The sequence below is a fragment of the Nocardia sp. NPDC019395 genome, assembly GCF_040632335.1.
GTDB lineage: Bacteria > Actinomycetota > Actinomycetes > Mycobacteriales > Mycobacteriaceae > Nocardia.
In genome coordinates, this window is record NZ_JBEYBT010000015.1 from 36,384 (window position 1) to 60,995 (window position 24,612).

At 67.2% G+C, this 24,612-nt stretch carries 21 protein-coding genes, 1 tRNA gene and 1 other RNA gene; 12 read left to right on the forward strand and 11 right to left on the reverse strand.

The genetic code is table 11. From position 1 onward, the window contains the following. The first annotated feature begins 34 nt into the window (after positions 1-34). Positions 35-2,311, forward strand: coding sequence for an MMPL family transporter (locus ABZ827_RS25035; protein WP_357241212.1), 2,277 nt, complete (start codon positions 35-37; stop codon positions 2,309-2,311). Next, positions 2,308-3,003, forward strand: a complete 696-nt coding sequence (locus ABZ827_RS25040) for a TetR/AcrR family transcriptional regulator (protein ID WP_357241215.1) — start codon at positions 2,308-2,310, stop codon at positions 3,001-3,003. The genes ABZ827_RS25035 and ABZ827_RS25040 overlap by 4 nt, the downstream gene beginning before the upstream one ends. A gap of 1 nt (position 3,004) precedes the next feature. On the opposite strand, the gene ABZ827_RS25045 is transcribed toward ABZ827_RS25040, so the two are convergent. Continuing rightward, complete coding sequence (locus tag ABZ827_RS25045) at positions 3,005-3,913, reverse strand: neutral zinc metallopeptidase (protein ID WP_357241218.1); 909 nt, start codon at positions 3,911-3,913, stop codon at positions 3,005-3,007. Positions 3,914-4,218: 305 nt separating this feature from the next. Here ABZ827_RS25045 and ABZ827_RS25050 point away from each other — a divergent pair, with 305 nt between their 5' ends. Next, the gene (locus ABZ827_RS25050; protein WP_357241221.1) at positions 4,219-5,826 is read left to right on the forward strand and encodes a DUF2207 domain-containing protein; all 1,608 of its coding nucleotides are present in this window, start codon (positions 4,219-4,221) and stop codon (positions 5,824-5,826) included. 182 nt (positions 5,827-6,008) lie between these two features. On the opposite strand, the gene ABZ827_RS25055 is transcribed toward ABZ827_RS25050, so the two are convergent. Then, positions 6,009-7,292 (reverse strand): ROK family protein, encoded by a 1,284-nt coding sequence (locus ABZ827_RS25055; RefSeq protein ID WP_357241223.1) that lies wholly within the window; start codon positions 7,290-7,292, stop codon positions 6,009-6,011. 659 nt (positions 7,293-7,951) lie between these two features. On the opposite strand from ABZ827_RS25055, the gene ABZ827_RS25060 reads away from it, so the two are divergent. From ABZ827_RS25060 to ABZ827_RS25070, 3 genes are all read left to right on the forward strand, one after another. Then, a complete protein-coding gene (locus tag ABZ827_RS25060; protein ID WP_357241226.1) occupies positions 7,952-8,341 on the forward strand; it encodes a hypothetical protein in 390 nt (129 codons plus the stop codon). A 90-nt stretch (positions 8,342-8,431) separates the two neighbouring features. Next, positions 8,432-10,210 (forward strand): hypothetical protein, encoded by a 1,779-nt coding sequence (locus tag ABZ827_RS25065; RefSeq protein WP_357241229.1) that lies wholly within the window; start codon positions 8,432-8,434, stop codon positions 10,208-10,210. Further along, positions 10,210-10,926, forward strand: a complete 717-nt coding sequence (locus ABZ827_RS25070) for an ESX secretion-associated protein EspG (RefSeq protein ID WP_357241232.1) — start codon at positions 10,210-10,212, stop codon at positions 10,924-10,926. The genes ABZ827_RS25065 and ABZ827_RS25070 overlap by 1 nt, the downstream gene beginning before the upstream one ends. Before the next feature lie 24 nt (positions 10,927-10,950). Here ABZ827_RS25070 and ABZ827_RS25075 read toward each other — a convergent pair whose 3' ends face one another. Continuing rightward, a complete protein-coding gene (locus tag ABZ827_RS25075; RefSeq protein ID WP_357241234.1) occupies positions 10,951-11,523 on the reverse strand; it encodes an HhH-GPD-type base excision DNA repair protein in 573 nt (190 codons plus the stop codon). 119 nt (positions 11,524-11,642) lie between these two features. Here ABZ827_RS25075 and ABZ827_RS25080 point away from each other — a divergent pair, with 119 nt between their 5' ends. Then, positions 11,643-12,449, forward strand: coding sequence for a methyltransferase domain-containing protein (locus tag ABZ827_RS25080; protein WP_357241435.1), 807 nt, complete (start codon positions 11,643-11,645; stop codon positions 12,447-12,449). A 10-nt stretch (positions 12,450-12,459) separates the two neighbouring features. On the opposite strand, the gene ABZ827_RS25085 is transcribed toward ABZ827_RS25080, so the two are convergent. The 3 genes from ABZ827_RS25085 to ABZ827_RS25095 form a co-directional block, all read right to left on the reverse strand. Then, entirely contained in the window at positions 12,460-13,746 is a 1,287-nt protein-coding gene (locus tag ABZ827_RS25085; RefSeq protein ID WP_357241237.1) for an aminotransferase class I/II-fold pyridoxal phosphate-dependent enzyme, read from the reverse strand. A gap of 197 nt (positions 13,747-13,943) precedes the next feature. Continuing rightward, positions 13,944-14,038, reverse strand: an RNA gene (ffs, locus tag ABZ827_RS25090) — signal recognition particle sRNA small type. Between the two features lie 185 nt (positions 14,039-14,223). After that, positions 14,224-14,309, reverse strand: a tRNA-Ser gene (locus ABZ827_RS25095). A 157-nt stretch (positions 14,310-14,466) separates the two neighbouring features. On the opposite strand from ABZ827_RS25095, the gene ABZ827_RS25100 reads away from it, so the two are divergent. Further along, entirely contained in the window at positions 14,467-15,204 is a 738-nt protein-coding gene (locus tag ABZ827_RS25100; RefSeq protein WP_357241240.1) for a hypothetical protein, read from the forward strand. Positions 15,205-15,229: 25 nt separating this feature from the next. Here the strand turns inward: ABZ827_RS25100 and ABZ827_RS25105 are convergent, their stop codons facing one another. Together ABZ827_RS25105 and ABZ827_RS25110 are read right to left on the reverse strand one after the other, a co-directional pair. After that, a complete protein-coding gene (locus tag ABZ827_RS25105; RefSeq protein ID WP_357241243.1) occupies positions 15,230-16,669 on the reverse strand; it encodes a wax ester/triacylglycerol synthase domain-containing protein in 1,440 nt (479 codons plus the stop codon). Positions 16,670-16,769: 100 nt separating this feature from the next. Further along, positions 16,770-17,027 (reverse strand): DUF397 domain-containing protein, encoded by a 258-nt coding sequence (locus ABZ827_RS25110; protein WP_357241246.1) that lies wholly within the window; start codon positions 17,025-17,027, stop codon positions 16,770-16,772. 392 nt (positions 17,028-17,419) lie between these two features. On the opposite strand from ABZ827_RS25110, the gene ABZ827_RS25115 reads away from it, so the two are divergent. The 3 genes from ABZ827_RS25115 to ABZ827_RS25125 are packed head-to-tail and all read left to right on the forward strand — an operon-like array spanning position 17,420 to position 19,641. Further along, positions 17,420-17,968 carry a DUF309 domain-containing protein gene (locus ABZ827_RS25115; protein WP_357241249.1) on the forward strand — a complete coding sequence of 183 codons (549 nt, stop codon included), beginning with the start codon at positions 17,420-17,422 and terminating at the stop codon, positions 17,966-17,968. Further along, a complete protein-coding gene (gene gluQRS / locus ABZ827_RS25120; RefSeq protein ID WP_357241252.1) occupies positions 17,965-18,915 on the forward strand; it encodes a tRNA glutamyl-Q(34) synthetase GluQRS in 951 nt (316 codons plus the stop codon). Before ABZ827_RS25115 ends, gluQRS begins: the two co-directional genes overlap by 4 nt. A 48-nt stretch (positions 18,916-18,963) precedes the next feature. Continuing rightward, entirely contained in the window at positions 18,964-19,641 is a 678-nt protein-coding gene (locus tag ABZ827_RS25125) for an RDD family protein (protein WP_357241255.1), read from the forward strand. Positions 19,642-19,653: 12 nt separating this feature from the next. Here the strand turns inward: ABZ827_RS25125 and ABZ827_RS25130 are convergent, their stop codons facing one another. Next, positions 19,654-20,223, reverse strand: a complete 570-nt coding sequence (locus tag ABZ827_RS25130; protein ID WP_357241258.1) for a DUF4190 domain-containing protein — start codon at positions 20,221-20,223, stop codon at positions 19,654-19,656. A 37-nt stretch (positions 20,224-20,260) separates the two neighbouring features. Here ABZ827_RS25130 and ABZ827_RS25135 point away from each other — a divergent pair, with 37 nt between their 5' ends. Next, positions 20,261-21,034 carry a queuosine precursor transporter gene (locus ABZ827_RS25135; RefSeq protein WP_357241261.1) on the forward strand — a complete coding sequence of 258 codons (774 nt, stop codon included), beginning with the start codon at positions 20,261-20,263 and terminating at the stop codon, positions 21,032-21,034. Positions 21,035-21,403: 369 nt separating this feature from the next. Here the strand turns inward: ABZ827_RS25135 and tgt are convergent, their stop codons facing one another. Together tgt and ABZ827_RS25145 are read right to left on the reverse strand one after the other, a co-directional pair. Next, positions 21,404-22,657 carry a tRNA guanosine(34) transglycosylase Tgt gene (gene tgt, locus ABZ827_RS25140; RefSeq protein WP_357241264.1) on the reverse strand — a complete coding sequence of 418 codons (1,254 nt, stop codon included), beginning with the start codon at positions 22,655-22,657 and terminating at the stop codon, positions 21,404-21,406. Between the two features lie 45 nt (positions 22,658-22,702). Next, positions 22,703-24,610, reverse strand: a complete 1,908-nt coding sequence (locus ABZ827_RS25145; protein ID WP_357241267.1) for an ABC transporter ATP-binding protein — start codon at positions 24,608-24,610, stop codon at positions 22,703-22,705. Positions 24,611-24,612: the final 2 nt, after the last annotated feature.

The following is a 24,612-nucleotide window of genomic DNA, read 5'->3' on the forward strand; positions in this document are numbered from 1 at the left end:
CGCCACTAACCTAACGACTTCCGGGGGCACCGCAATGCTGATCCGTATAGCGCAATTCGTTACGAGATTCCCGCGGGCGATACTCGCCGGCACGCTGGTCGTCGCACTGCTGTGCGGGGCCTTCGGCGCCGGCGCCGCATCGGGTTTGAAATCGGGCGGATTCGTCTCCTCGGACGCCGAATCCACTCGGGCCACCGAACTGCTCGCGGACAACTTCGAGGGCGCCGCACCCAACTACACTTTGCTGGTCGAATCGCCGGACGGGGTGGACGGGGAGGCGGTCCGCGCCCGGGCCCTGCAGATCGTCGATACGATCCGGGCGCACGAGGACGCCAGAGAAGTCCAGTCCTATTGGACCGCGCCTTCTCCCGCGGTGGCCTCGGCGTTGCGCAGCACCGACGGGAAATCCGCGCTCATCGCCGTACATCTGGACGGCGACGAAACACAGATGCAGGAGGTCGCGGGTGAGCTCAACCCCCAGGTGACCGGAACGGCCGACGGTATCACCGTGCGCGCGGGCGGAGTGGCCGCGACCTTCAACGAGGTCAACGGGCAGATCACTCATGATCTGGCGGTCGCCGAAGCCGCCGCGATCCCACTGACCCTGGTCGTGTTGATACTGGTGTTCGGCAGTCTGATCGCCGCCTCGCTGCCGCTGCTGGTCGGGTTGTTCGCGATCGCCGCCACCTTGGCGATTCTGCGGCTGTTCACCCTGTTCACCGATGTGTCGATCTACGCGATGAACCTCACGACCGCGCTCGGCCTGGCGCTGGCCATCGACTACAGCCTGTTCATCGTCAGCCGGTTCCGCGAAGAACTCGCGGCCGGCCTGGACCCCCGCGCGGCCACCGTGCGCGCCCTGCAGACCGCGGGGCGGACCGTACTGTTCTCCGCGCTCACCGTGGCGCTCTCACTTTCGGCGATGCTCGTCTTCGACCTGTACTTCCTGCGTTCCTTCGCCTACTCCGGGGTGGCGGTTGTGGTTGCCGCCGCGGCGGCCTCGGTCGTCGTATTGCCCGCGGCGCTGGTACTGCTGGGACACCGGGTCAATTCGCTGGACCTGCGCGCGCCGCTGCTCCGGCTGTTCGGTCGCGAACCCGCCCCGCTGGGCGCCATGGTTCCCGAACGGACGGGCTGGTACCGGCTGGTTCTGCGGGTCATGCGCTTCGCGGTCCCGGTATCCCTGGTGATCGTGGCGCTGCTGCTGGCGCTGGGTTCACCGTTCCTCGGCGTGAAATTCGGCTACCCCGACGAACGGGTGCTCCCGACCTCGGCCGACAGCCGTTACGTGGGTGACGAGATCCGCGCCGAATTCCCAAGGGCCGACCCCGGCGGCAACACCACGATCGTGCTCGACGGCTACCACGACGAAAATGCCGTCGCCGGATACGCGGCCCGGTTGTCCGAGGTCGGTGACGTCACCGGCGTGCTGTCCAGCGCGGGCGTTTATGTCTCCGGTAACCGGCTCGCCTCCTCACCTCCGGGGATGGCGAACGATACCGGCACCTATCTCACCGTGAACAGCTCGCTCGACCCCTTCTCCCCCGCCGGGGGCGACCAATTGGAGAACCTGCGGTCCGTGCCGGCCCCGTCCCACACGGTGTTCGCCGGGGCCGCGGCGACGAACGACGATTCGCTCGACGCGCTGGCCGCGCGGCTCCCCCTGGCCGCACTGCTGATCGTGCTGACCACGTTCGTTGTGCTGTTCCTGTTCACCGGCAGCCTCATCCTGCCGCTGAAAGCTCTGCTGCTGAACACCCTCTCGCTGAGTGCGGCGTTCGGCGCGATGGTGTGGATATTCCAGGAGGGCCATCTGGAGGGCCTGCTCGGTTTCACCGCTGTCGGGTATCTGGTGCCGACGATGCCGATCCTGATGTTCTGCCTGGCGTTCGGTCTGTCCATGGACTACGAGGTGTTCCTGCTGTCACGGGTCCGCGAGGAATGGCTGCGCCGCCGGGCCGGGCGAACCGGTAACGAATTCGCCGCCGAGGACAACACCCAATCCGTCGCCATCGGGGTGGCGCGCACCGGCCGGATCTTCACCGCCGCGGCAGTCCTGATGGCCATCGTGATCGGCGCACTCACCACGTCCAAGGTCTCGTTCATCCAGATGATGGGTCTGGGGCTGACTCTGACGGTGCTCGTCGACGCCACGATCATCCGGGCCCTGCTGGTCCCGGCGCTGATGCGGTTACTCGGCCCGCTCAACTGGTGGGCGCCGAAATCGCTGGCCCGGCTACACGCTCGCTTCGGTCTCAGTGAGGAAACCGAACAGCGGCCGGCCGCGGCCGAACCTCCGGTGCGGGTATGAGCGCGCGACCGCGGTCACCGCGCGGCACCGGGGGCCGGTTGCGGACCGAGATCATCACCGCCACCCGGGAACTGCTCGAACGCACGGGCAATGTCGACGCCGTATCGATCCGCGCGGTCGCGGGCAGGGTCGGGGTCAGCGCGCCCTCGATCTACCGCCACTTCGCCGATAAGGACGCACTGATCGAAGCAGCTGTCGCGGAAGTGTTCGAAGCGTTGAACACCGCGATGCAAGCCGCGGTCGACCCCGATGACCCACCGGCGCTGCGGCTCCGGCGGCTCGGGCTGGCCTATATCCGCTTCGCGCTCGACCATCCCGAACAGTATCGGCTGGCCACCATCCCCACCCACACCAGCGGGGCCGTCGATCTGGTGCTGACCAGTGGTGCCTTCCGGTACTTCGCGGCCACGATCGAGGAGGCCATGGCGGACGGCCTGGTCGACAGCGGTGACCCGACGCCGCTCGTGCTCGAATTATGGGCCGCCGCGCACGGTATCGCCTCGCTGCTGGTGGCGAAACCGTACCTGCCGTGGGGAGATCCGATGGCCGTGGCCGAACGGGTACTCGACGCGGCCTGTGCGGGGCATGTCCTCACCGAACTGATCGGTCCCGAAGCCACACCGGCGGAAATGACTCAGTGGCTGACGGAATTACGGAACCAGGTGCGCGGAACCGGGAGCGCGCCGGACTGATTCAGCCCACGGCATCATCCGGAGCGGTGAACGTATTGCATTGGACAGCCTGGTTGTGTTCCACACCCAGGCCGAACCAGCGCCCACCGTTCGCCGGAGTGCCGTGATCGCGCATATCGCCGCTCTGATCGCCGCGGTTGTCGGCATCGGTGCGGGCCTGCGTCATCTGTTCTTCGGTCAGCGCGCCGCCGTCGGACGAGGACACCAGGAACATCCCGTCGAAACAGTTGGCCTGCAGTTCGACCCGGCGCGACAGTTCCAGACCGTCCGGGCTCTGCGCGCCCGCATCGATCCGTTCATGGTTGGCCGCGAGCAGAATGCCGGACAGATTCTGGATGTGATGTCCGTACTCGTGCGCGAACACCGACAGATAGACGACCCAGTTGTCCTCGTAGTAGTCGGTTTGCAACTGACTGATCGGCATATAGACCGTGCGATCGGCCGGACAGTAGAAGGCGGCGAAATCACTGGTCGAGCCGGTACACGGAGTGGTGATGCCGTCGGTGGTCGCCGAAACGTGCACGTTCGGTGGTTCGAACGGCAACCCCGCGGCCTCGAGTACCGGCTGCCACGCCGCCTCCAGGCATTTCGCGGCACTGGCGAAAAAAGCCCGGGCCGTATCCTCATCGGTCGACCACTCCGCGTACGGGCAGTTCGCCGGAACGAGTGTGGCGTTCGGGTCGGTCAGCAGCGGGTTGGTTCCGGTTTCGGCGGGTCCGGTGACTCCGGTTTCGTAACTGTGGTCGGGCTGCGGCCCGAGCGCGTTCAAACTGCCGGCACCCAGTGCACCGCGGATCAGCGCGGCCACCACGACCAAGGTGATCGTGAGCAGAACCCAGAACACCCGGGCGCCGCGCCGGGGCCGGGGCTGCCGCCCGCGCGGTGGCCGCTGCGGAACGGGTGGCGGCATGGGTGGGGCGACGATCGGGCGATAGCCGGGAATAGGACCACGCTGCGGCGGCGGGTATCCGGGCCGCTGCCCCGGATACCCCGGAGCGGCGGCGGGATATCCCGGTGGGTGACCGTGCTGCGGCGGCCGGTACTGCGGCCCCGGCGGACCGTAGGGCGGTCGGCCGTACGGCGGAATCTGCTGTCTACCAGGGGGAACGGGTCCATGTCCGTAAGGTGGTCGATTCACTCCCCCGGACCCCCTCGCACTTTCCGATCACCAACAGCCGCTGACGCAGGATAGCAAGCTGTCTAAGGTTACGAGTCATGCTCACATTTCGGGGGGGCGCACCGGCGCTACTGCTCGCACTGATCGGCCTGTTCACTCTGCTGGTACCGGGCGCGCCGGCAGCCCGGGCACAACAACCTGCCGGTGCGATCGTAAATCTCGAAATGACACTCACCCGCGAGGGTGTGCTCGAAGTGAACGAAAAGGTGACGGTCCCGCCCGGTGAACGGTTCACCATGTCACTGCCGTTGCGGGTACAGATCAGTGAGGATTCCGAACGCAGGTTCGCGGTCACCGATATCGAAACCACTGGTCCGGGCACCGCGGAGGTCGCCGACGACTTGTTCAAGGTCGACGCGGGTCCGGGAGAGTCGACATTCCGGTACTCGGTGCAGAACACCGTGAGCGATGCCGAGGGCAGCCAGGTGTTCCGCTGGTTCGGCGTGCTCAACGTCGATATCGCCGAAATCCACGCCTCCCTGATCAGCCCGAGTTTCGAAATGGGCATCGTGGAATGCCTGCTGGGCCCGATCGGTAACACCCGGCCCTGCGCGCAGGTACGGATCGAGCCGGACGGGGTGCTGTACCTGGACCAGACGAATCTCCACAAAGGCGAATCGGTGGATCTGACCCTGCAGATCCCGCCCGGCACCGTACCGTCGAACGCCGATATCAGTGGCCCGGGGAGCTCGCCGTTCGCGGTCACCGGGCCGGTTCTCATCGCCTTCGCGCTGCTGCTGGCCGCACTGGCGGCGCTGGCCGCCTACATTCTCTGGACGCGCCGGGAAACCGGCGCCGGCGAACCCACCCAACCACTGGTCCGGACAGACGGACGCACCCAGTTCGCCTCCCCCGAGGGCATCCTGCCCGGTGCGGCAGGCGTCCTGCTGGACGGTCACGCCGACCCGACCGATATCGCTGCCACCGTAGTCGATCTGGCGGTTCGCAACTATCTGTGGATCGGACGCACAGGCGAAACCCAGTGGCGGATAGTCCGGGTCAACCCAGCCGACGATCTGCTGCGGCCCTACGAACGAGCCGTCTACGACGCGTTGCTACCCGCCGGTGCCGGCGAAATCACGGTCGCCGAACTCACTGCGCCGGGCAGGCTGCCGGCCGAACCGCTGCGCCGGGCGATGCTCGCCGACGCTGTCGAACACGGCGCTTTCGTCGACCCGTCCCGCCGTCGTATTCCGTTGTGGCTGGGTGGCGGGCTGGTCGTGCTCGGCGCCGTTGTCACCGTCCTGGCCGCGATACTGGGTGGTCACGCCCTGGTGGGTGTGGCGATCGCGCTCGCGGGTGGCGGATTGCTCGCGGCCCAGAAATTCCTGCCGATCCGCACGGCGTTCGGACGATCGCTCACCGGCCGCATCCGCGGGCTGCAACTCGGCCTGGAACAGGTCACGAGCGCGCAGATCCCTTCCGGCGACAAGGAACTCGTGTTCTCCCGCGGCCTCCCCTACATGGTTGTCTGGAGCCGGGCGGACAACTGGGTGCGCACGTTCCGCGATCTCGACCCGTCCGCCGACGACGTTCCGGGCCTGTACTGGTTCGGTGGATTCGAGCGTGACCGGGACCTGCACCGATTCGCGGGGCATTTCCCGTACTTCATCACCGCGATCGAAGGGCTCTTCCCCTCGGCCTGACCTTCGGGCCGATAACGGTCGGCGGTGTGTTTGCGGAGATCGCCGCCGCGGACGGGTCGGCTATCCGAACAGGGCCCGGCGTTGCCAGAACCGCTGTTCGACGGATTTCAGGGGCCCCGCGCCCGCTTCTTCGACTCGGCCGGCGATACGGCCGAGTGCGTGAAGTCCGCGCCGCGCGGGGCTCAGGCCTGGAGGCGGCGCAGCGCTGCGAGCGGGTCCGCGTACAGGGCACTCAGCGAGGTGACGACGGCCGCGAACTCCTGCACCTTCGATGCGTAGCCGGTTACCCGGATATCCGTGGGCGGCAGCATCGTCGCCTCGTTGAACGAACGCGCCACATGGGCAAGCCCGGGGCGGTAGGTGGTGAAAGCCTGTCCACCGAGCACCACGCGGTCCGGGTTGAGCATATCCCGCACCAGGGCGACCGTACGGCCGAGTACCGTGGCGCGCTCTGCGAGCAACTCGCGGGCCGGTTCCGAACCGCGCACCGCGGCGCGGTAGAGATCGCCGATATTGGAACTGGCTTTCCCGTTGTGCGCGGGGATGATTCCGCGTCCCACGGCCCGGGCATGCAGCGCGCGGTCACCGACGGTGGCCTCCAGGCAGCCGCGGCGGCCGCACTGGCAATCCACATCCGAACCCGTCGGGAGATGGGCGATCGAACCCGGTCCGTTGTTCGGCGTATGTACGCGGCCGTCCAATGTCACCGAGATTCCCGCGGTTTCACGGACATAGAAGTAGAGGCTGCTGCCGTGCAGCGCGCTCGCCTGGTCGGGGGCGCCGGCCGATTCATGACCCACGCCGGGCAGCAGCAACTCCGCGGCGGCCATCGCCTCGACGTGCGGCGCCACCGAGATCGGCAAGCCGAGTACTTCGCTGAAGACCGCCCCTACGGGCGCTCCGTGCCAATCCAGTTTCGGATGATCGACAACGCCGGTATTCGGGTCGACCCGGCCGCCGATGGCCACCCCGACCCACAGCGGTGTACGCCGGTACCACCGCTGCAGGAAGGATTTCGCACTGTGCGCCACGGTCTTGACCGCGAACTCCTGCCCGGTCTGGGGAGTAGCGATGGTGAGGCCGCCGAGGATCCGGCCACGCAGATCCGCGACGACGATCCGGGTGGTCGCGGCACCGATATGCACGCCGAGCGTGCCGGCGGTGTCGATATCCACCTCGAAGGGCACCCGGGGCCGGCCGACCGCGCCGGAGACGGTGAGATCGGCGCGTTCCCGGAGCAACCCGGCGCTGAGCAACGCGGAGACCTGGCGATTGACGGTGGCGATACTCAACCCGGTGACGCGGGCGGTCTTATCGCGGAATACCGGCCCGGTGGTGGCGGAGCGCAGCACCGCCGCGGCCGGATTATCGGAGAGTCGCAGGTCCGGGGGGACAACCGGACGGGGGACACGAGTGCGAGTGGTGGGAGCCTGCGACGCGATGCGTTCGGCGGTGCGGACAGCCATATGATTTCCTCGATTTATTTCCCGTACGCCGGGATATGCCTACATGTAGTGCAACGAGGCGGCGAGTAGATCGGAATCGCTCAACCGCGGCGGCGGGAGCAACACAACTCGCGGGTGAGGGGCAGCCGCAGACCGAGCGCGGCGGTCACATATGTGACCGGCTTCGGCTTGGTGGGGCTGGTAGACATAACAAATAAATTAACATCCCTTGCGGCAACACACCAAGGGGTTCGTTCGATCCGTAACCCCGGATCGGGTGTTTCACCAGGTCGAGCCTATTTTCTCGGCGAGCCTCTCGGTGCGCGGGACGGTATCGGCATCCAGAATGGGTCGGAGCATAATTCCTTCGGCAGACCGCGATGTCCGGAGTGATATTTGCTGTTTTCCCGATTCCCGCAAACACGTCGTCAACCACATAACCACCGAGGAGTTGTTCTCCGGAAGTTCACGGAGAATATTTCCCGCGATACCGTGGAGAATATTGTCCGGCATTTCGCGGAGAATATTTCCCTCGTACCGACGGAGAATATGTTCGCACAGGCCCGCCGATGCGCCCGCGCGCACGGATCGGTCTCGATCCGGCCGGATCGACCCTGGTCCGAGACCTTTCCCGCTGCTAGGCTCCGATCGGGAGGCGGGGAGTCCGAAGGGGGAAAACGATGTCTGTACCGGATCTGGGCCAGCAGGCGGGGATCGAGTTGTACCAGGCGGCCGAGGCCGGCGAATTCCGGATGTCGGAGGAGGTCGCCCGCGGCCTCGCGGACTCCTGTGATCGGCTCGTGGAACGGGTGCGGGAGGCCAGAACCGACGCCGCGGACCTCTCCCAGGTGCGCGGGTTCCCGGATCTACCTTCCGGCCACGCACTCACCCGGGGATTCGAAGCGAAGGGCCGGGAATACCTCGATGTGCTCACGGCCTTCGAACAGGCCGCGCTCCGCCACAAGGCGGCCTACCTGGCGGCCGCCGCGCTCTTCCAGGAGGCCGACGCCGCGAACGGCGCCGCTCTCGCCGCAACGCTGGCGGATACCGGCGGCGTTACGGCATCATAGCGAATTACACAGGGGCACAATAGAAGTGAAACCATTCGGTCCGGTGCTCATCTCCGGATAGCCGCCGACCGAACGACAAGGGGGCCGATCGTGGCGCACCAGGGGCAGAACAGCAGAACGAGCGCCGGCACCGATCCGGCCTATGTGCCGGACCGAGAGGTTTTCGACGCGTACACCCATCAACAGATCTGGGACCAGGCGCATGAGGAACTGGCACCGGCCGAACTGCGCCGCCTCGCCGACGTGTGGGGTCTCGCCGCGAGCGCACTGGAGTCGGCATTCGACGATCACTCGCGCGATATCACCCGGCTCTCCGGCGAGTGGTCGGGTATCGCGGCAGCCGCCGCCGCCCGCGCCGCGACCGCCCTCATCCGGGCCGGTGACGAGTCCGTCGCGGTCTGCCGGGTCCTCGAACAGCTCATGGCAGCGAATTCCGGTGCCGCCGAATCGGTCCGGGCGGCCATCCCACCGCCGCCGGAACCTTACCTGCCGGAGCCGGATCCGGCGGTCGAGGCCGCCACCGGAGCCCAACGCCGGACCGCCTACAACACCGCGGCGGCCGCGGCCGCCGCGACCGCCCAGGACGCGATGACCTTCGGCTACAACCCGGTAATCCCGGCAAGCGGAGACAGCGTCCCCCGCTTTCCCACCACGATCGCCGAGGTGGACGGCGGGGAAGCCGCCGGTGTATCGGGAGTTGCGGGTCCACGCGCCGTTCCGACGGCACCGGAAACCGAGCCCCCGCAGGGACCGGGGATATCTCCCGGACAGGGCGAAACCGCACCGGCGGAGCCCGGTACCGAGCCGACCGCGCGGGGCACGACACCCGGCACCGCACCCGGCCTGCCCGGTGAACATCCACACCCGCTGATCGATACCGACTCGACGCCACAACCGGTCCCGCTCGGAGAAGGGTCACCACCGGCCGGGCCATCCCCCGATGCGCCGCCCGGGGCAGGCACACCCGCGGACGAGGCCGGCACGCCGGGAACCACACCACCGGATACCAGCCCGGACTCCGGATCACCACTCCCGGAAGACGCCGCACCTGCCGATACGACGCCCGCCGGCACGAACCCCGCACCGGATACGCACCCATCCGGTGCGGATCCTGCCGCCCGCGCGGCTTCTTCGTCCCCGATCGAACGCGGCGCCACACTCGCCGGCGGTCCGGGCACCGCCGAACCGCAACCTCGCCCCTCGACCGGGCCGACTCCGGTAGCGATCGGCGGTCCCGCCCCGGCCGGCGCGGGACCGGCGAATCCGGCCTCACCAGTTCCGCCGACGCCGGCGAGCACTCCGGGCGCTGTCGTACCCGGGCAGAGCGGTCCGGCCGGTGCGCTGCCGGGGCAAGGTCCCACCACGACCGGATACCGGCCCGGCTCGGCTGTCACGCCCCTCGGCACCGGAGTCCCGGGAGTATCGGCTCCGGGGTCAGGAGCCCCGACCAACACCGGCACGGGCCCCGCAGGTCCGCCGCCTCCATCCCCCACCCCCGATTCCATCTCCCGAGCCCCGGCCGGCGTCGCCGAACAGGTGACCCGTCAGCCCGCCCCAGGACCCACCGGCGCCGGTTACCGTGAACCACTGAGGCCGGCGGGCACCGAATCCGATACTTCGCCGAGCCCGGCGAACACCGAGCATTCGGGTACCCGGCCGTTACGTCTGGTACCGGCCGGAATACCACTCGCTCCCCACACCGGTTCGCCGCCGGCACGCGCTGCCGATCACGAGCGGCCCAGCCCCGATTATCTGCACGCCCCCAACGAGGATCTGACCGCGACCCAGCCCGCGATTCCGCCCGTACTCGGCGAGTACACCGAAGCGGAGCAGGCCGAACGCGCGGATCCGGGTGGCGGGAGCCACTGATGGAGTGGGTGTTCACGCCGGACGAGTTCAGCTACATCTGGCAGATCGAAACAGGACTCGACCGGCGCCCCCACCCCATCGATCTCGCTCCCCGTGCCACCGCCGCCACCGAGAGCGACCGGTCCGCGCTGCGGCTCGAACACCGGTTCCCACCCAACGGTGACCCCGACCTCACCGGCACCTTGCGCTTCCTCGCCCGAACCGATGTCACCCGGGTCACCGTTTTCGGCGACGATTTCGACAGCGCGGGCCGGCGCCGCGACCCCGTTCTCGCTGTCGCCGTAGGTTTCGGCAATTGGGGCGCGCTCGTGAGTGCGCGGTCCGGGGAGGTCACCGTTATCGCCTGCCATGCGCGGACTGTCGGCAAACACCTGGTGAGCACACTCGGGCCGGCCCGGGCGGGGCGGTTACCCGCCATGCGCGAACCGCGCTCCGCCGTGCTCTGCCCCGACCAGGGCAGGCAGTCGAACGGGGCCGCCGCGATTCGGGCGCGGCGGCTCCGGGCCGCCCTGCACCGGCCGATCGATGCCCGCGGTTTCTTCACCATCGCGGTCGCCCCCGACAACCCGATGTCGCCGCCACCGATATACCGCACCTGGCTGGATTTCACCGACGACGGGCGCTATCTGCTGGCCGCCGGCACCGATCTGTCCCTGACCCCGATCGGAGATTCCGGTCTGGCCACCGAGCTCTCCCGGCTCGCCCGCTTCCGCTGAGTAGCTGTCCGGCGGCGGCGAAACCTACTTCTGCTTCGCCGCTGCCTTCATCTGCTTCTTGAAAGCACGGACCTCGAGCAACGTCTCACCGTCGACGATATCGGCCGCCGAACGCCGCGATCCCGGCTCGGCGTAATCACCAGCCGCTTGCTCCCAGCCCGGTGGGCGGATATCGAGTTGCTTACCCAGCAGTGCGAGGAAGATCCGGGCCTTCTGGTCGCCGTACCCGGGCAGTGCCTTCAATCGTCTGAGCACTTCTTTTCCGTCCGGATCCCCGGCGGTCCAGATCGCGGTCACATCGCCGTCGTAGTGTTCGAGCACATAGCGCGCCAGGTCCTGGATGCGCCGTGCCATCGACCGGCCGTACCGGTGGATGGCGGGCGGTGTGGCGGCCATTTCCTCGAATTCGGCCTGATCCGCCGCGGCGATGGCGTGGATATCCAGCCCGCCCATCCGGTCGGCGATCTTCTTCGGACCCCGGAAGGCATGTTCGAGCGGATACTGCTGGTCCAGGAGCATCCCGACCAGCAGCGCCAGCGAGCTCTCCGATAACAAGCGGTCCGCCTCGGGTTCCTGGGCGAGACACAACTCGGCCATAGCCTGCTCCTCACTTCGGACTACCAGCGATGATCCCACGGCATCGCCGCACCTACTAGGCTCGCCCCATGCCAGACACGGCGATACACCCACCCACCACACTGGATGGACACGGACCCATGGACAGTTTCGGGTTACGCCCCGACCGCTTCGACGCCGCCGGCCAGGACCAGCTGGTCGATATCCGCGATCTACAGGCCACGCTCCCCGGACTCACCAGATTGCGGGAATGGGCGCACGACGCGCTCGCACTGCGACCGGGCGAGAAGGCCGTCGATATCGGATCCGGTACCGGATCCCAAGTGATCACCTTCGCGGAAGCGGTGGGACCCACCGGTATCGCCGCCGGTGTCGAACCCGACCCCAACCTGCTGGCCGCGGCCGAAAAACGCGCCGCCGAACTGCATTCACCCGCGACCTTCCACTCCGGTGATGCCTACGGTGTGCCCTTCGGGGCCGATACCTTCGACGCCGTGCTGTGCGAACGGGTTTTCCAGCACCTCACCGCGCCCTCGCGCGCGGCCCGCGAAATCGCCCGTGTCCTGCGCCCCGGCGGCCGGACCGTGGTGATGGACGCCGACTGGGGTTCGGCGATCGTGCACCCGGGAGATCGCCGCGTGGTGCGGGAGGTCGTCGACACCCTCATCTCGGCAACCACCAACGCCTATTCGGGCCGCCGTTTGCAGGGACTGCTCACCGCCGCGGGCCTCGAGGTGGCGAGTACCGGCTCACACGCTCTGGTCCAGGATCGTTCGGTCGGCGCCGGGGCGCTGGTGAGCAGGGTCTCGGCCATGGCGGTGGCGCGCCGGTTGATCACCGAAGCGGAACGGGAACAGTTGCTCGCCGAGCTGGCCGCGGGCGCGGCCGACGGGGATATCCACCTCTCGGTGACCATGTTCGCCGTACACGCCCGCAAACCGGCCTGACCCGGCCCCGCTACTTCTGCAGTTTCTCGGTCGCTGCCAGCAGGACGCAGGTCGCCAATCCGTCCATGGCCTGCTCCAGCTCCGGCAGCGCCGGGAAGCTCGGGGCGATCCGGATGTTCTTGTCCTCCGGATCGTTTTTGTACGGGAACGCCGACCCGGCGGCGGTCAACGCGATACCGGCCTTCTTCGCCAGCTCGATCACCCGCGCGGCCGTCCCCTCGAGCACATCGAGACTGACGAAATAGCCACCCTTGGGTTCGGTCCAGGACGCCACCTTGGACGGACCCAGGCGTTCCTCGAGGATCCGCAGGACCAGCGCGAACTTCGGCTCCAGAATCGCGCGGTGCTTCTGCATATGGGCCCGCACCCCGGCCGCATCGCTGAAGAAACGCAGATGCCGCAGCTGGTTGATCTTGTCCGGGCCGATGCTCTTCTTCCCCGCATGCCCCAGGTACCAGTTCAGGTTCTCGGTCGAGGCACCGAAGAAGCTGACCCCGGAACCGGCGAAAGTGATCTTCGAGGTGGAGGCGAACACCAAGGGGCGATGTGGGTTTCCCGCCGCCGTGGCGAGCCCGAGTACATCCACGACGGGAGCGGCGGTATCGGTGAGCGGGTGCACAGCGTAGGCATTGTCCCAGAACAGCCGGAAGTCCGGTGCCGCGGCGGGCATCGAAACCAATTCCCGGACAACATCTTCGGAGAAGACAACGCCGGTCGGATTGGAATAGTTCGGGACGGCCCACAAGCCCTTGATCTGCGGGTCGGCGGCCAGCAGTTCGGCGATGGCCCGGGTGTCGGGTCCGTTGTGCAGCATCGGCACCGGGATCATCTCGAAGCCCAGGGATTCGGTGATCGCGAAATGGCGGTCGTAGCCGGGGCTGGGGCACAGGAATTTCACAACGGGCTCATCCGCCCACCGCCGCGGCGAATCGTGCAGGCCGTGCAGCGTGGCGAAGACGATGGTGTCGTGCATCAACTCCAGGCTGGCGTTGTTCCCGGCGATCAGGTTGTCGGTACCGATGCCGAGTAGCTCACCGAAAATGGCACGTAGCTCCGGAAGCCCGTGCAGACCACCGTAGTTACGGCAATCGGTACCGGTGCCGTCACGGAAATCGCCGTCGCCGGGCAGCGACAGCAGTGCCGAGGACAGGGCGAGTTGTTCCGGCGACGGCTTGCCCCGGGTCAGATCGAGGGTGAGCTGAGCGGCCTGCAGTGTCGCGTAGTTCGCGGACTGGAGTTCGTGCTCGGCGGCGAGTTCCTCGGGACTCATCAAACCGATCTGCGTTTGCCGGGGCATCCTGGACAGCCTTTCCAACTACCTGGTGGGGTGAACGTGCTCACAAGCGACCGTTTGGGCGGTCGCCCCGAGCCACGTTACCCGGCCGGTCGCCGACGCTGGGAGGTGTTGGGATTCTCGGCGAATCATCGCCGGACATACGGTTCACCACGACCGCGAAGCGGCGGCCCGGAATACCGGAACTCGTGTGGTCCGAATTAAGGGGACCCCGCGCACCCGGCAGAGCCCGTTGACCCTTGCTGCCTTCCGGCCCTGGGGGAGTTCACAGGATGCGCGCCGCGCGGGATCCGTGGGCCAGTGTAGCCGCTACCCGCGACCACTCGCGTCGGGGGGCGCGACCGCCCCGTCCCCGGAGATCACGGGGGTTCGGTGCTCGGATCGGCCCCGGCTCGCAAACTGCCCTCTTCGGCGATTCGCAGAATCGACCGCACAGCACAAAGGCCCCGCCGGTGAGATATCCACCGGCGGGGCCGACTGCGGAGGATGCGGGATTCGAACCCGCGAGGGCTGTTAACCCAACCCGCGTTCCAGGCGAGCGCCATAGGCCACTAGGCGAATCCTCCGCCGAGCAGCATACCTGCCACCCCATCGCATCGTGAAAACACCCGCTCATCCCTCCCGCCGGGGGCAGTTCCCACGACCCCGGCCCCCGGCGGACATAGCACGAATCACGTTATCCGGCAAGATATCCAATGGTTCACCCCCGCTGAGCACCTAATTGTGACGGCCGTCGCGCCCGCCCGGGCCGACGGTGCCATGATGGGCGCCGTGGATCCCCAGGTGATCGATATCGTTCAGAGTTCCCCGGCCTGGTGGCAGTCGTGGCTGCCGCTGCTCGGTTCGCTCGCGCTCGGTGGTGCGGCGGTGGTCGCCGTACTGGTCAACAACCGGACGAACCGGGATGCGATCGCCGCCGCCGACGAACGGGCCCAGCGGACCCTGTCCGTCGCGGCCCAGCACCAGACCGACAGCGTCGCACGTCAGGCCGATTCCACCCGGCTCCAGCTCGACGCCGCCCACCACCAGGTGGAGTCGGCGCATGCCGTGGCGCTGGTCCAGGCCGGCGAGCACTGGCGCCGGAATACCGTCGCCGCGGCCGTCGCCGATTCCCTGGGCATGTCCGGCCGCATCTGCCAGGCACTACGCCGGGACGAGGAATGGACCGATGAACTGATCGGCGATCTGATCCATGAGCTCGAAGCCGGCTCGGACCGGGCCAATGTGCTGCGCCTGGCCGGCTCGGATCCGCACTACAAACAGTGGCGCCGGCTGGCCGACACCCTCTCCGACGTCCTGCTCTCCGCCCTCACCCTGCAGCGCAAGAAACTGCAGGACGCCCCGCCGGAAGAGATCCGCGCCGCCCGCGACCACAAGACACAGCTACTGGGCGAGGTGCGGGTCGCCGAACGCGAACTCATCGTCGCCACCCGCGAAGAACTGGGTATCGATCCGGGCTGACGAGCCCGAGCGGAAGCCCCGCGGCTCAGCCGGCCGCGTGGGACATCTCACGCACCGCTTCCCGCAGGTAGCCGGCGTAGGTATCCGGATCGGGTACGGCGGCAGGGTCGGCGTGCAGGGACAATGTGACGGTCTCCCCCAGCCCGTGGATACCGTGTGTGAGATGCATCACCGCACCCAGGGCGGGGAATCCGCCGGTGAACCGTACAGGCGCGCCACCGAAGGTCAGGTCGGCGGGTCCACGATTCACGCTGGAGACCACGGTATGCCCGGTGATCTGCTCGGGGACCGCGTGAATCGGGTAATCGCGGACATCCCGGCGTAACAGCAGGGGCGGCACCACCGCGTCGACGGCATCCTGCGCATCCAGCAGCGGATGCCGGGCACGCTCCCGGCGAGCCGCCAACTCCGCCGCGATCGTCGCGGCCCGGCGGCGTGGATCGCATTTCCCGGCACCCAGGTCCACGCCGAGGCTGCGGTAGTTGTTGCGCACGCCGGGCCGCGGCGGTAGCGCCATCGGCACCTGCGCACCCAGCCGGGTGACGTCGGCTCCGCGGTCCCGCAGGTACCGCTCGATCGCGATCGATACCGCCGTAAGCCCCACCACGGTGACACTGAGACCGGGCACGCGGAACTCGTCCGCCGGGCACACCAGCATCCGTACAGCGTGGCCCGCGACTTCGACGGGTCCGTTCAGAGGCCCGGGCGGGTAGCCGGACCCGGGCGGTGGCACCCGGCCGGCCGCGGTGAGCGCGTCGAGTTCGCCGCGCGCCCGCGCGGCGCCGATACCGCGCCGCAGGGTGCGCGCCATCCCGACGGGCAGCAGGGCGGCGGCGCGCAACGAACGGACGAGGGATGTGCCGCGCGCTCCGGGGCCGAGTCTCGCGATGCGGGCGGTCGCGGCGGATAGCGCGGCCCCACCGGCGAGAGGCTCGGGCCCGCCGGCCCGACTCGCGGGTTCATCGGCGGCGCGCAGCGGTCCGCGGGTGGAGAGCGCGGGTTCGGTGAACAAGGCGCGGGCGATCCGGGACGCCCCGCGACCGTCGACCAGCGCATGCGATATCTGCAGAACTACGACCGTCACCCGCTGATCGGATACCGGGCTGTCGCGAATGCCCCGGAAAATATGCAGCAACCACGGATACTTCGTGGCATCGACGCCGGTTCCGGCCAGCCGGCCGAGGGCGGCGAGCAGTTCCGGCCAGCAGGGTCCGGTGAGCCGGTGTCGCAGAATCTGCGCGGATTCCGGCTCGGCGGCTGTCCACATCGGATACGCGAGCCCCGTGGGATCGTCGTACAACCGCACCCGCAGTTCGGGGATTGCCGCGCAGCGGTCCAGAATTTCGGCGCGCAGTTCGGCGTCTTCGCGAGCGGATTCCGCGAAACAATAGAGGAGGAACTGGTCGTTGCGGGTGCGCCGCGACAGCCAGTACAGGGTCGCGTCCGGTGCTGCCAGCGAGGTCACCGGCCGACCATAACGCCATATGGGGCGGATCCAGCGACCGGCAGGCAAAGGCCCCGGGCCACCCGGGCCCGGGGCCGTACTGCCTGATATCGGGACAACCTCAGGCGCCGCGGAAATCTCCTGCCGACACTCCGGACAGGAACTCGGCCCATTCGCCGGGCGCGAAGGCCAGCACCGGCCCGTTTCCGCGGTCCTTCGTATCGCGGACCGCCACGTTGCCGCCTACGAGAAATGCCACCTCCACGCAGTTCCCGTCCGGGCCGCTGTATGAACTCTTCCGCCACACAGCACCCGTCATATCCACCTTCACGGCACTGCACTCCTTCGCTGCGTCGATAACGATATTCGATTCCTGCATAGTTCCTGACTAGCTGGTATCCGGCGGATGACACCGAATACTCGATGCACGCGCAGATAGCGAGCAAATATCCGGTTTGCCAGGATCGGACTCGCACTGTCCGCGAACACATCTGACGCGGTGGCTCAAACCCCTTGTGAGCGGCCCCGCACCCCGAACACTAGCAGGTTCGTCCCGGAGTTGCCGATGTCTTGCCAACTGCGCCAATACCGTTGCCAATCCCGCTGAGTCGACCCATTGCTGCACAATTGCGGACTTATAAGGATGACTTTGCTCGAAAATGTCCGAAATTCATGAGAAAGGTCCAATGTGATTATTACGTGATCAGTAGTTCACCCATTGTCAATCCCCCTGGCGCAAGCTCCACCAGGGCCGAGCGCGATGATGGCCTCATGCCCGAACGCGACCGCGACGATCAGGGACGCGCCACCAATGCCAGACCCCGCGACCGGCTGGGCCGTCCGCTGCCACCGGGTTCACCCGGTGTCCCACGGATCCCCGACGATCTGGAACTCGAACCACGCGAAGCCCTCGCCTTCGCTCAGCAGCTCCTGGACCAGGGGCTGGCCTTCAACGCGCACGAAGTACTGGAATCCGTCTGGAAGAACGGACCGGAAAGCGAACGCATGCTGTGGCAGGGGCTCGCCCAGTACGCGGTGGGCCTGACCCATATCCAGCGTGGTAACCGAAAAGGGGCCCGCACGCTGCTACAACGCGCGATCGAGCGGATACAGGCCTTCGACCCGGCCGACGCCGGCCATCCCCCTGGGCGGCTCCCCTACGGCCTCGACGGCCCCGGCCTGATCGCCCACGCCGAGTCCTTACTGGCCGAACTCGGCGAAACATCCGCGGAGCCCGACGGCGGCGTCCAGATGGAACCATCGGCACCCCTCGCCGAACCGGCCGGGCTCATGCCCCGGCTCACCGCCGACCTACCATGACGGTGATGCCCACAGACTCCGCGTCCGTCCCGCCCACAGCCGGGGCCGGCCGGTACGCCCCGAGCCCGTCGGGCGATCTGCACCTGGGAAATCTGCGCACCGCCCTGCTCGCGTGGCTGTTCGCCCGCAGCACCGGCCGCCGCTTCGTACTCCGGATCGACGATCTGGACCGGGTACGTCCCGGCGCGGAACAACGTCAGCTCAGCGATCTCGCCGCCCTCGGCCTCGACTGGGACGGCCCGGTACTGCACCAGTCCGACCGGCTGCACCGATACGACGAGGCCGTCGATCGGCTCACCGCGGCCGGCCTGACCTACGAATGCTTCTGCACCAGACGGGAGATCCAGCAGGCCGCCACCGCCCCCCACGGACCTCAGGGCGCCTACCCGGGGACCTGTCGCGATCTCACCCCCGCCGAACGCGAGGAACGCCGGGCCGCCGGGCGCCCGGGCGCGCTGCGGCTACGGTCGGCCCGTACGGATTTCGAGATCACCGACCGCCTGCACGGAAAGTACCGCGGCCCGGTCGACGATCTCGTCCTGCGGCGCGGCGACGGTCTTCCCGCCTACAACCTCACGGTCGTGATCGATGACGCCGAACACGGTGTGGACCAGGTGGTCCGCGGAGACGATCTGCTGCCCTCCACACCGCGGCAGGCCTATCTGGCCACCCTGCTCGACCTGCCGGTCCCCGAATACGCACACGTCCCACTGGTGCTCAACACGGCGGGACAGCGCCTGGCCAAACGCGACGGCGCCGTAACCCTCGCCGACCGGCGCGACCGCGGCGATACCGTGCGCGACGTTGTCGGTATGTTGGCTGCCTCACTGGGATCATCGGGCGGGCGCGCGGACGAACTGCTCACCGGATTCGATCCCGACCGGCTTCCTCGATCTCCCTGGATACTGACGCCCGACAGCTTGGTGTCCACAGCCGGCGGTCCGTAACCTGACCTGCGACCGGGTCTTTACGATTTTCGAGTTCAGGCAGGCGAGATGACCAGTGGCGGGTACGACCCCAGCAACCACCCCCAGGCGGGGCAACCGTACGGGCAGCCGCCCCAGTACGGCGCTCCCGGGCCGTACGCACCACCGCCGGGACCGCCCGGACAGCCACAGCCCTACGGACAGCAGCCCCCGCCGCCTCCCCCGCCACAGCCGCAGCCCCCGTATCAGCAGACGATTCATCCCCAGGCCCAATACGGTGGAAATCAGTACGGGCAGTTCCAGCCCGCCTTCGGTATTCCGGGCAAGGTGTGGCCCCGCTTCGCGGCGCGACTCATCGACAATCTCATCGTCGCGCTCCCGCTGGCGATTCTGCTGAATTTCGTAATCATGCCGAATATGTCCGGCTTATCCGGTATGTCGCTCAGCTACGCGATCGTTTTCGCGGCCACGCTGGTGTACTTCGTGCTGATGGAGAGCCGGACGGGCGCGACACTGGGCAAGAAGATCATGGGCCTCAAGGTCGTGGCACCGAACGGCGCACCGGCCGTGCCGCCGCTGGTGTCCTTGAAACGCAATGTCTACCTGGCCGTATCGATCATCCCGTGTCTGGGCTGGGTCGCCGGACTCGCCCTGATGGTCTATATGGCCGCCACCCTGGACAAGGATCCGAACAAACAGGGCTGGCACGACAAGCTCGCAGGCGGTACCCAGGTCCTCGAAGCCTGACCGGTGGGCCGGCTACGAGGACGTGGTGAACATCAGCACCACCCAGACCACCTGGATCAGGATCACGCCGACGCCGGCCCAGATCCCGCCCAACGCCAGAGCACGGCCGTCCTGGCCGCTGTCCCGGATCTGGCCGAGCGCGATCACGCCCATGATGATCCCGGCGATGGCGCCGATCCCGCATCCGCAACCCACCAGCGAGCTGATCAGCGAGGCAATCGCCAACCCGTTGGTGCCCCTGCTGCCCGGATAGCCGTACGGCTGATATCCCATCGGGTAACCGCCCCCTTGGGGCGCGGCCGGATAGGGCTGCGCGGCCGGATAGGGCTGCGCGGCCTGGTACGGCCCGGGCGATGGCGGAACGGGCTGAGACGGAGTCGCGGGCGGCGGAACGGAATACGACGGATTCGCGGGTGGCGGGGTGGCCGGCGGCATCGGGGACGGGGACGGGGCCGGAGCCGAGGGGTACGACGGGTAGTTGGAAGGTTCACCCGCGGACGGTTGCGCGTTCGCGGGATCCGACGATACGCCCGACCCCCCGTACTGCTTCCACCATTCGTCGGACTGGCCGGGGTTCGTCATGTCTACACCCTATTCGAGAGTTTGATTGGATAGCCGGGTGGAAGAATCGAACAAGCCCCCGTCACCCGGCAAGTCTGGACACCCCGCGCCCGTTCACGCGGCCTTCGCCCAGGTGGCGCGGGGGTACTACACACCGATCGTCGTGCTGTTCACGGCGACACTGCTCATCTCCAATATCTGCGCGACCAAGGGGGTGCAGTTCTTCTCCGGCAGTTCACTGAACCTCGGCCCACTGGAGATACTGCCCATCACCACCGACGCCGCGTTCTTCTTGTTCCCCCTGGCCTATGTCCTGGGTGATGTGCTCAGCGAAGTCTACGGTTTCCGTGCGACACGGCACGCCGTGTTCTACGGGTTCACCGCACTGCTGGTCATGGTCGCCTGTTTCGCCATCGCGATCCAGCTGCCTCCCGCCGTTTTCTACGAGAACCAGGAGGCGTTCCGCAGCGTTATCGGCACCACCCCGCAGCTGGTAGCAGCCGGGCTGGCGGGCTATGTCGTCGGCCAGCTACTCAACTCCGCGACCCTCGTGCTGATCAAGGAACGGACCCGCGAAAAGCACCTGTGGGCACGTTTGATCGGCTCGACGGTAGTCGGCGAACTCGCCGACACTCTCATCTTCTGCTCGATCGCCGCGACCGCCATCGGTATCGACAGCTGGAGCCAATTCGTCAACTACGTAATCGTCGGTTTCCTCTGGAAAACCCTGGTCGAGGTCGTCATGCTCCCCGTCACCTACCAGGTCATCGGCCTCCTCAAAAAACACGAACCGACCTACGCCCCCACCGAAGCCACCCCCCTACGCTCCTGACACGGTCCGGTGTCGCAGCGAACACGCGGCACATTCCCGAGTGCCGGGCCCACCAGGTACGCATCCCCCCAAAGTCGTGCCCGGATGGATCACCTTTGCGGGCGGGGCCCGCCCGGTTCTGGAGCGACCAGAGGGAGGGAGCGCAGCGACCGACCGCCGGGAGTGAAGAACCGGGTTAATAGGGCCCCGCCCTCGAGGCGCGGAGCGCCTCCAAAAATACAGCCCGCCCCTTCACGGACGGTCAGCTCCGGTTACACATTCAACAGAGCCTCAACCAGGTAAGCCGGTGCACCGAGAACTACAGCCTCGCCCCTTCACGGATGCCCCGACAACAACGATGACAGGCCTGCCCCGACCCCGAAACACATCTCACGGCGCCGTGATCCGCCCCTTCCAACGCCCCAGCGCCTCAGCCCGGAATTCCTCGAAATACCCACCGTCGATACTCGCCCGGATCCGGTCGACCAGCCGGATCGTGAACCGCTCGTTGTGAATGGTGCACAGCGTCGAGGCCAGCATCTCCTTGGCCTTGAACAGGTGGTGGATATAGGCACGCGTGTAATTCCCGCAGGTGTAGCAATCACACGTTTCGTCGATCGGCGTGAAATCCCGTTTGAACCGCAGCGTATCGATATTGAAGCGACCCCCCTCCACATAGATCCCACCGTTGCGACCCACCCGGGACGGGTTGACGCAGTCGAAAGTGTCCGCGCCCGCCTCGATCGCGGCGAACATATCCTCAGGCTCGCTGATACCCAGCATATGGCGCGGTTTGTCCTCGGGCAGTTCGTCGCAGCACCAGCCGACGATCGTGCCCAGGTTGTGTTTCTCCAGCGCACCGCCGATCCCGTATCCGTCGAATCCGCTTCCCTCGGCGCCGCGTATCTCGGCGAGCTCGCGTGATGCCTTGCGTCGAAGGTCTTCGTACTGCGCACCCTGAACCACCGCGAACAGCGCCTGATACGGCCGGTGTGTGCGGGTGGCCGTGAGAAGTTCGTGCTCGTCGATACACCGCTGCGCCCACTGATGCGTGCGCTGCACCGATTTCTCCTGGTAGCCACGGGTGTTCATCAGTGTCGTGAGCTCATCGAAAGCGAACATGATGTCCGCCCCGAGCTGATGCTGGATCCCCATGGACACCTCGGGGGTGAACCGGTGCTTCGACCCGTTCAGATGCGACCGGAAGGTGACCCCTTCGTCGTCGACGGTGGCCAGTCGTTCCTTACCTTTGGCGATCACATCGTCGTTCTGTATGTCGACGGTTTCCATCGCCAGCACCTTCTTGAACCCGACGCCCAGCGACATCACCTGGAAACCACCGCTGTCGGTGAAGGTGGGTCCGGGCCAGTTCATGAAAGCGGCCAGGCCACCGGCCTCGTCGACGATATCCGGGCCCGGCTGCAGGTACAGGTGGTAGGCGTTGGCGAGCAGCGCCTGGGCCCCGAGATCGCCCATCGCTTCGGGGAGCACCGCCTTCACCGTGGCCTTGGTTCCCACCGGGATGAACGCGGGCGTGGCGACCGTACCGTGCGGAGTCCGGATCACCCCCGTCCGCCCGTGCCGCCCATCCAGGCGGGTACCGATGCTGAACGAGAAACCGGCGCTGTCGGACACGCCCGCCATCCTTGCAGGTGGCGGGTCAGGCTGTATCCATGGGGCCTGACTCGCTCAGGCCTCGACCGCGGCCGCCGCGAACTGCGAACTGTAGAGCCGGTAGTACGCCGCCTGCCGTTCCAGCAGCCCCTCGTGGGTGCCCTGTTCGACGATATGGCCGTCCTCCATCACCACGATGAGGTCGGCGTCGCGGATGGTGGAGAGCCGGTGGGCGATCACGAAACTGGTCCGGTCCCGGCGCAGTTCCGCGGTGGCGTGCTGCACCAGCAGTTCCGTCCGGGTATCCACCGAACTGGTGGCCTCGTCCAATACCAGGATCGTGGGTTTGGCGAGGAATGCGCGCGCGATGGTGATCAACTGTTTCTCCCCGGCGCTGACACCGGTGCCCTCTTCGTCGATCACGGTGTCGTACCCGGCGGGCAGCGAGTGGACGAACCGGTCCACATAGGCGGCCCGGGCCGCTGCCAGGATCTCGTCCTCGCTCGCCTCCGGGTCGCCGTAGGCGATGTTCTCCCGGATCGTGCCCTTGAACAGCCAGGTGTCCTGTAGGACCATTCCGATCCGGGAGCGCAACTGGTCCCGGCTGAGATCGGTGGTATCGATCCCGTCGATACTGATCGTGCCGGAATCCAGTTCGTAGAACCGCAGCAGCAGGTTGACCAGCGTGGTTTTTCCGGCGCCCGTGGGCCCGACTATCGCCACCACATGCCCCGGCTCGGCGATCAGCGAGAGGTCGTCGATTACCGGTTGCTCCGGTTTGTACCGGAACGAGACGCCGGCGAATTCGACCCGTCCGCGCTCGGGCGGCCGGGTGATCTCCTGCGCCGGGTCCGGGCTCTGTTCATCGGCATCGAGGATCTCGAAGATCCGTTCCGCCGACGCCACCCCCGATTGCAGCAGATTCGCCATGGCACCGATCTGGGTCAGCGGCTGGCTGAACTGGCGCGAGTACTGGATGAACGCCTGCACCTCGCCCAGTGACAGCTGTCCGGAGGCCACGCGCAGGCCACCGATCAAGGCGACCAGCACGTAGTTCAGGTTCCCCAGGAACATCGAGGAGGGCATGATCAGCCCCGAGATGAACTGCGCCTTGAAACTGGACTGGTACAGGTGCTCGTTGCGCTCGTCGAATTCGGCACCCACCTGGCGGCTGCGACCGAACGCCGTGACCACCTCATGCCCCGTGTAGGCCTCCTCCACCTGGGCGTTGACCAGGCCGGTGTACTTCCACTGGTCCCCGAAATGCGGTTTGGACCGTTTGGCGATCTGCGCCGTCACCACGATCACCGCGGGCACGGTGAGCAGGGCGATCAGCGCGAGCAGCCACGAAATCCAGAACATCATCCCGAGAATGCCGAGCACGGTGAGCACGGAGATCAACAGCTGACTCATCGTCTGCTGCAGGCTCTGCGAGATATTGTCCACATCGTTGGTGACCCGGCTGAGCACATCACCGCGCGGTGCGGAATCGAAGTAGCTCAGCGGCAGCCGGTGGATCTTGTCCTCCACCTCGGCGCGCAACCGTTTGATGGTCCGGTTGATCAGATCGTTGAGCAGGTAGGCCTGTAACCAGCCGAACAGCGCCGCGCCCGCGTAGAGCACGAGAACCAGGATGAGCACCCGGCCGACGGCCGTGAAGTCGATCCCGACGCCCGGCACGACATCCATCCCGGACAGCATGTCGGCGAAGGTGTCCTGCCCCTGCGCCCGCAATCCCGCGATGGCGTCGTCTTTGCTCACCCCGGCGGGCAGTTGCCGTCCGACCACACCGTCGAAGATCAGGTTGGTGGCCTTGCCGAGCAGGTACGGCCCGGCGATATTGAGCACCACCGAGACGACACCGAGCGCGACGACCACCGTCACCCGCACCCGTTCGGGCGCGAGCCGGCCGGCCAGCCGCTTCATCGACGATTTGAACGATCTGGGTTTCGCGTCAGGAGCACCCGGCATCCCTGGTCTCATCG

Bases quoted from the DNA above. Each gene is read 5' to 3' on its own strand.
- ABZ827_RS25035 (WP_357241212.1), top strand. From the start codon at position 35: ATGCTGATCCGTATAGCGCAATTCGTTACGAGATTCCCGCGGGCGATA.
- ABZ827_RS25040 (WP_357241215.1), top strand. From the start codon at position 2,308: ATGAGCGCGCGACCGCGGTCACCGCGCGGCACCGGGGGCCGGTTGCGG.
- ABZ827_RS25045 (WP_357241218.1), bottom strand. From the start codon at position 3,913: ATGCCGCCACCCGTTCCGCAGCGGCCACCGCGCGGGCGGCAGCCCCGG.
- ABZ827_RS25050 (WP_357241221.1), top strand. From the start codon at position 4,219: ATGCTCACATTTCGGGGGGGCGCACCGGCGCTACTGCTCGCACTGATC.
- ABZ827_RS25055 (WP_357241223.1), bottom strand. From the start codon at position 7,292: ATGGCTGTCCGCACCGCCGAACGCATCGCGTCGCAGGCTCCCACCACT.
- ABZ827_RS25060 (WP_357241226.1), top strand. From the start codon at position 7,952: ATGTCTGTACCGGATCTGGGCCAGCAGGCGGGGATCGAGTTGTACCAG.
- ABZ827_RS25070 (WP_357241232.1), top strand. From the start codon at position 10,210: ATGGAGTGGGTGTTCACGCCGGACGAGTTCAGCTACATCTGGCAGATC.
- ABZ827_RS25075 (WP_357241234.1), bottom strand. From the start codon at position 11,523: ATGGCCGAGTTGTGTCTCGCCCAGGAACCCGAGGCGGACCGCTTGTTA.
- ABZ827_RS25080 (WP_357241435.1), top strand. From the start codon at position 11,643: ATGGACAGTTTCGGGTTACGCCCCGACCGCTTCGACGCCGCCGGCCAG.
- ABZ827_RS25085 (WP_357241237.1), bottom strand. From the start codon at position 13,746: ATGCCCCGGCAAACGCAGATCGGTTTGATGAGTCCCGAGGAACTCGCC.
- ABZ827_RS25110 (WP_357241246.1), bottom strand. From the start codon at position 17,027: ATGCAGGAATCGAATATCGTTATCGACGCAGCGAAGGAGTGCAGTGCC.
- ABZ827_RS25115 (WP_357241249.1), top strand. From the start codon at position 17,420: ATGCCCGAACGCGACCGCGACGATCAGGGACGCGCCACCAATGCCAGA.
- gluQRS (WP_357241252.1), top strand. From the start codon at position 17,965: ATGACGGTGATGCCCACAGACTCCGCGTCCGTCCCGCCCACAGCCGGG.
- ABZ827_RS25125 (WP_357241255.1), top strand. From the start codon at position 18,964: ATGACCAGTGGCGGGTACGACCCCAGCAACCACCCCCAGGCGGGGCAA.
- ABZ827_RS25130 (WP_357241258.1), bottom strand. From the start codon at position 20,223: ATGACGAACCCCGGCCAGTCCGACGAATGGTGGAAGCAGTACGGGGGG.
- tgt (WP_357241264.1), bottom strand. From the start codon at position 22,657: ATGGCGGGCGTGTCCGACAGCGCCGGTTTCTCGTTCAGCATCGGTACC.
- ABZ827_RS25145 (WP_357241267.1), bottom strand. From the start codon at position 24,610: ATGAGACCAGGGATGCCGGGTGCTCCTGACGCGAAACCCAGATCGTTC.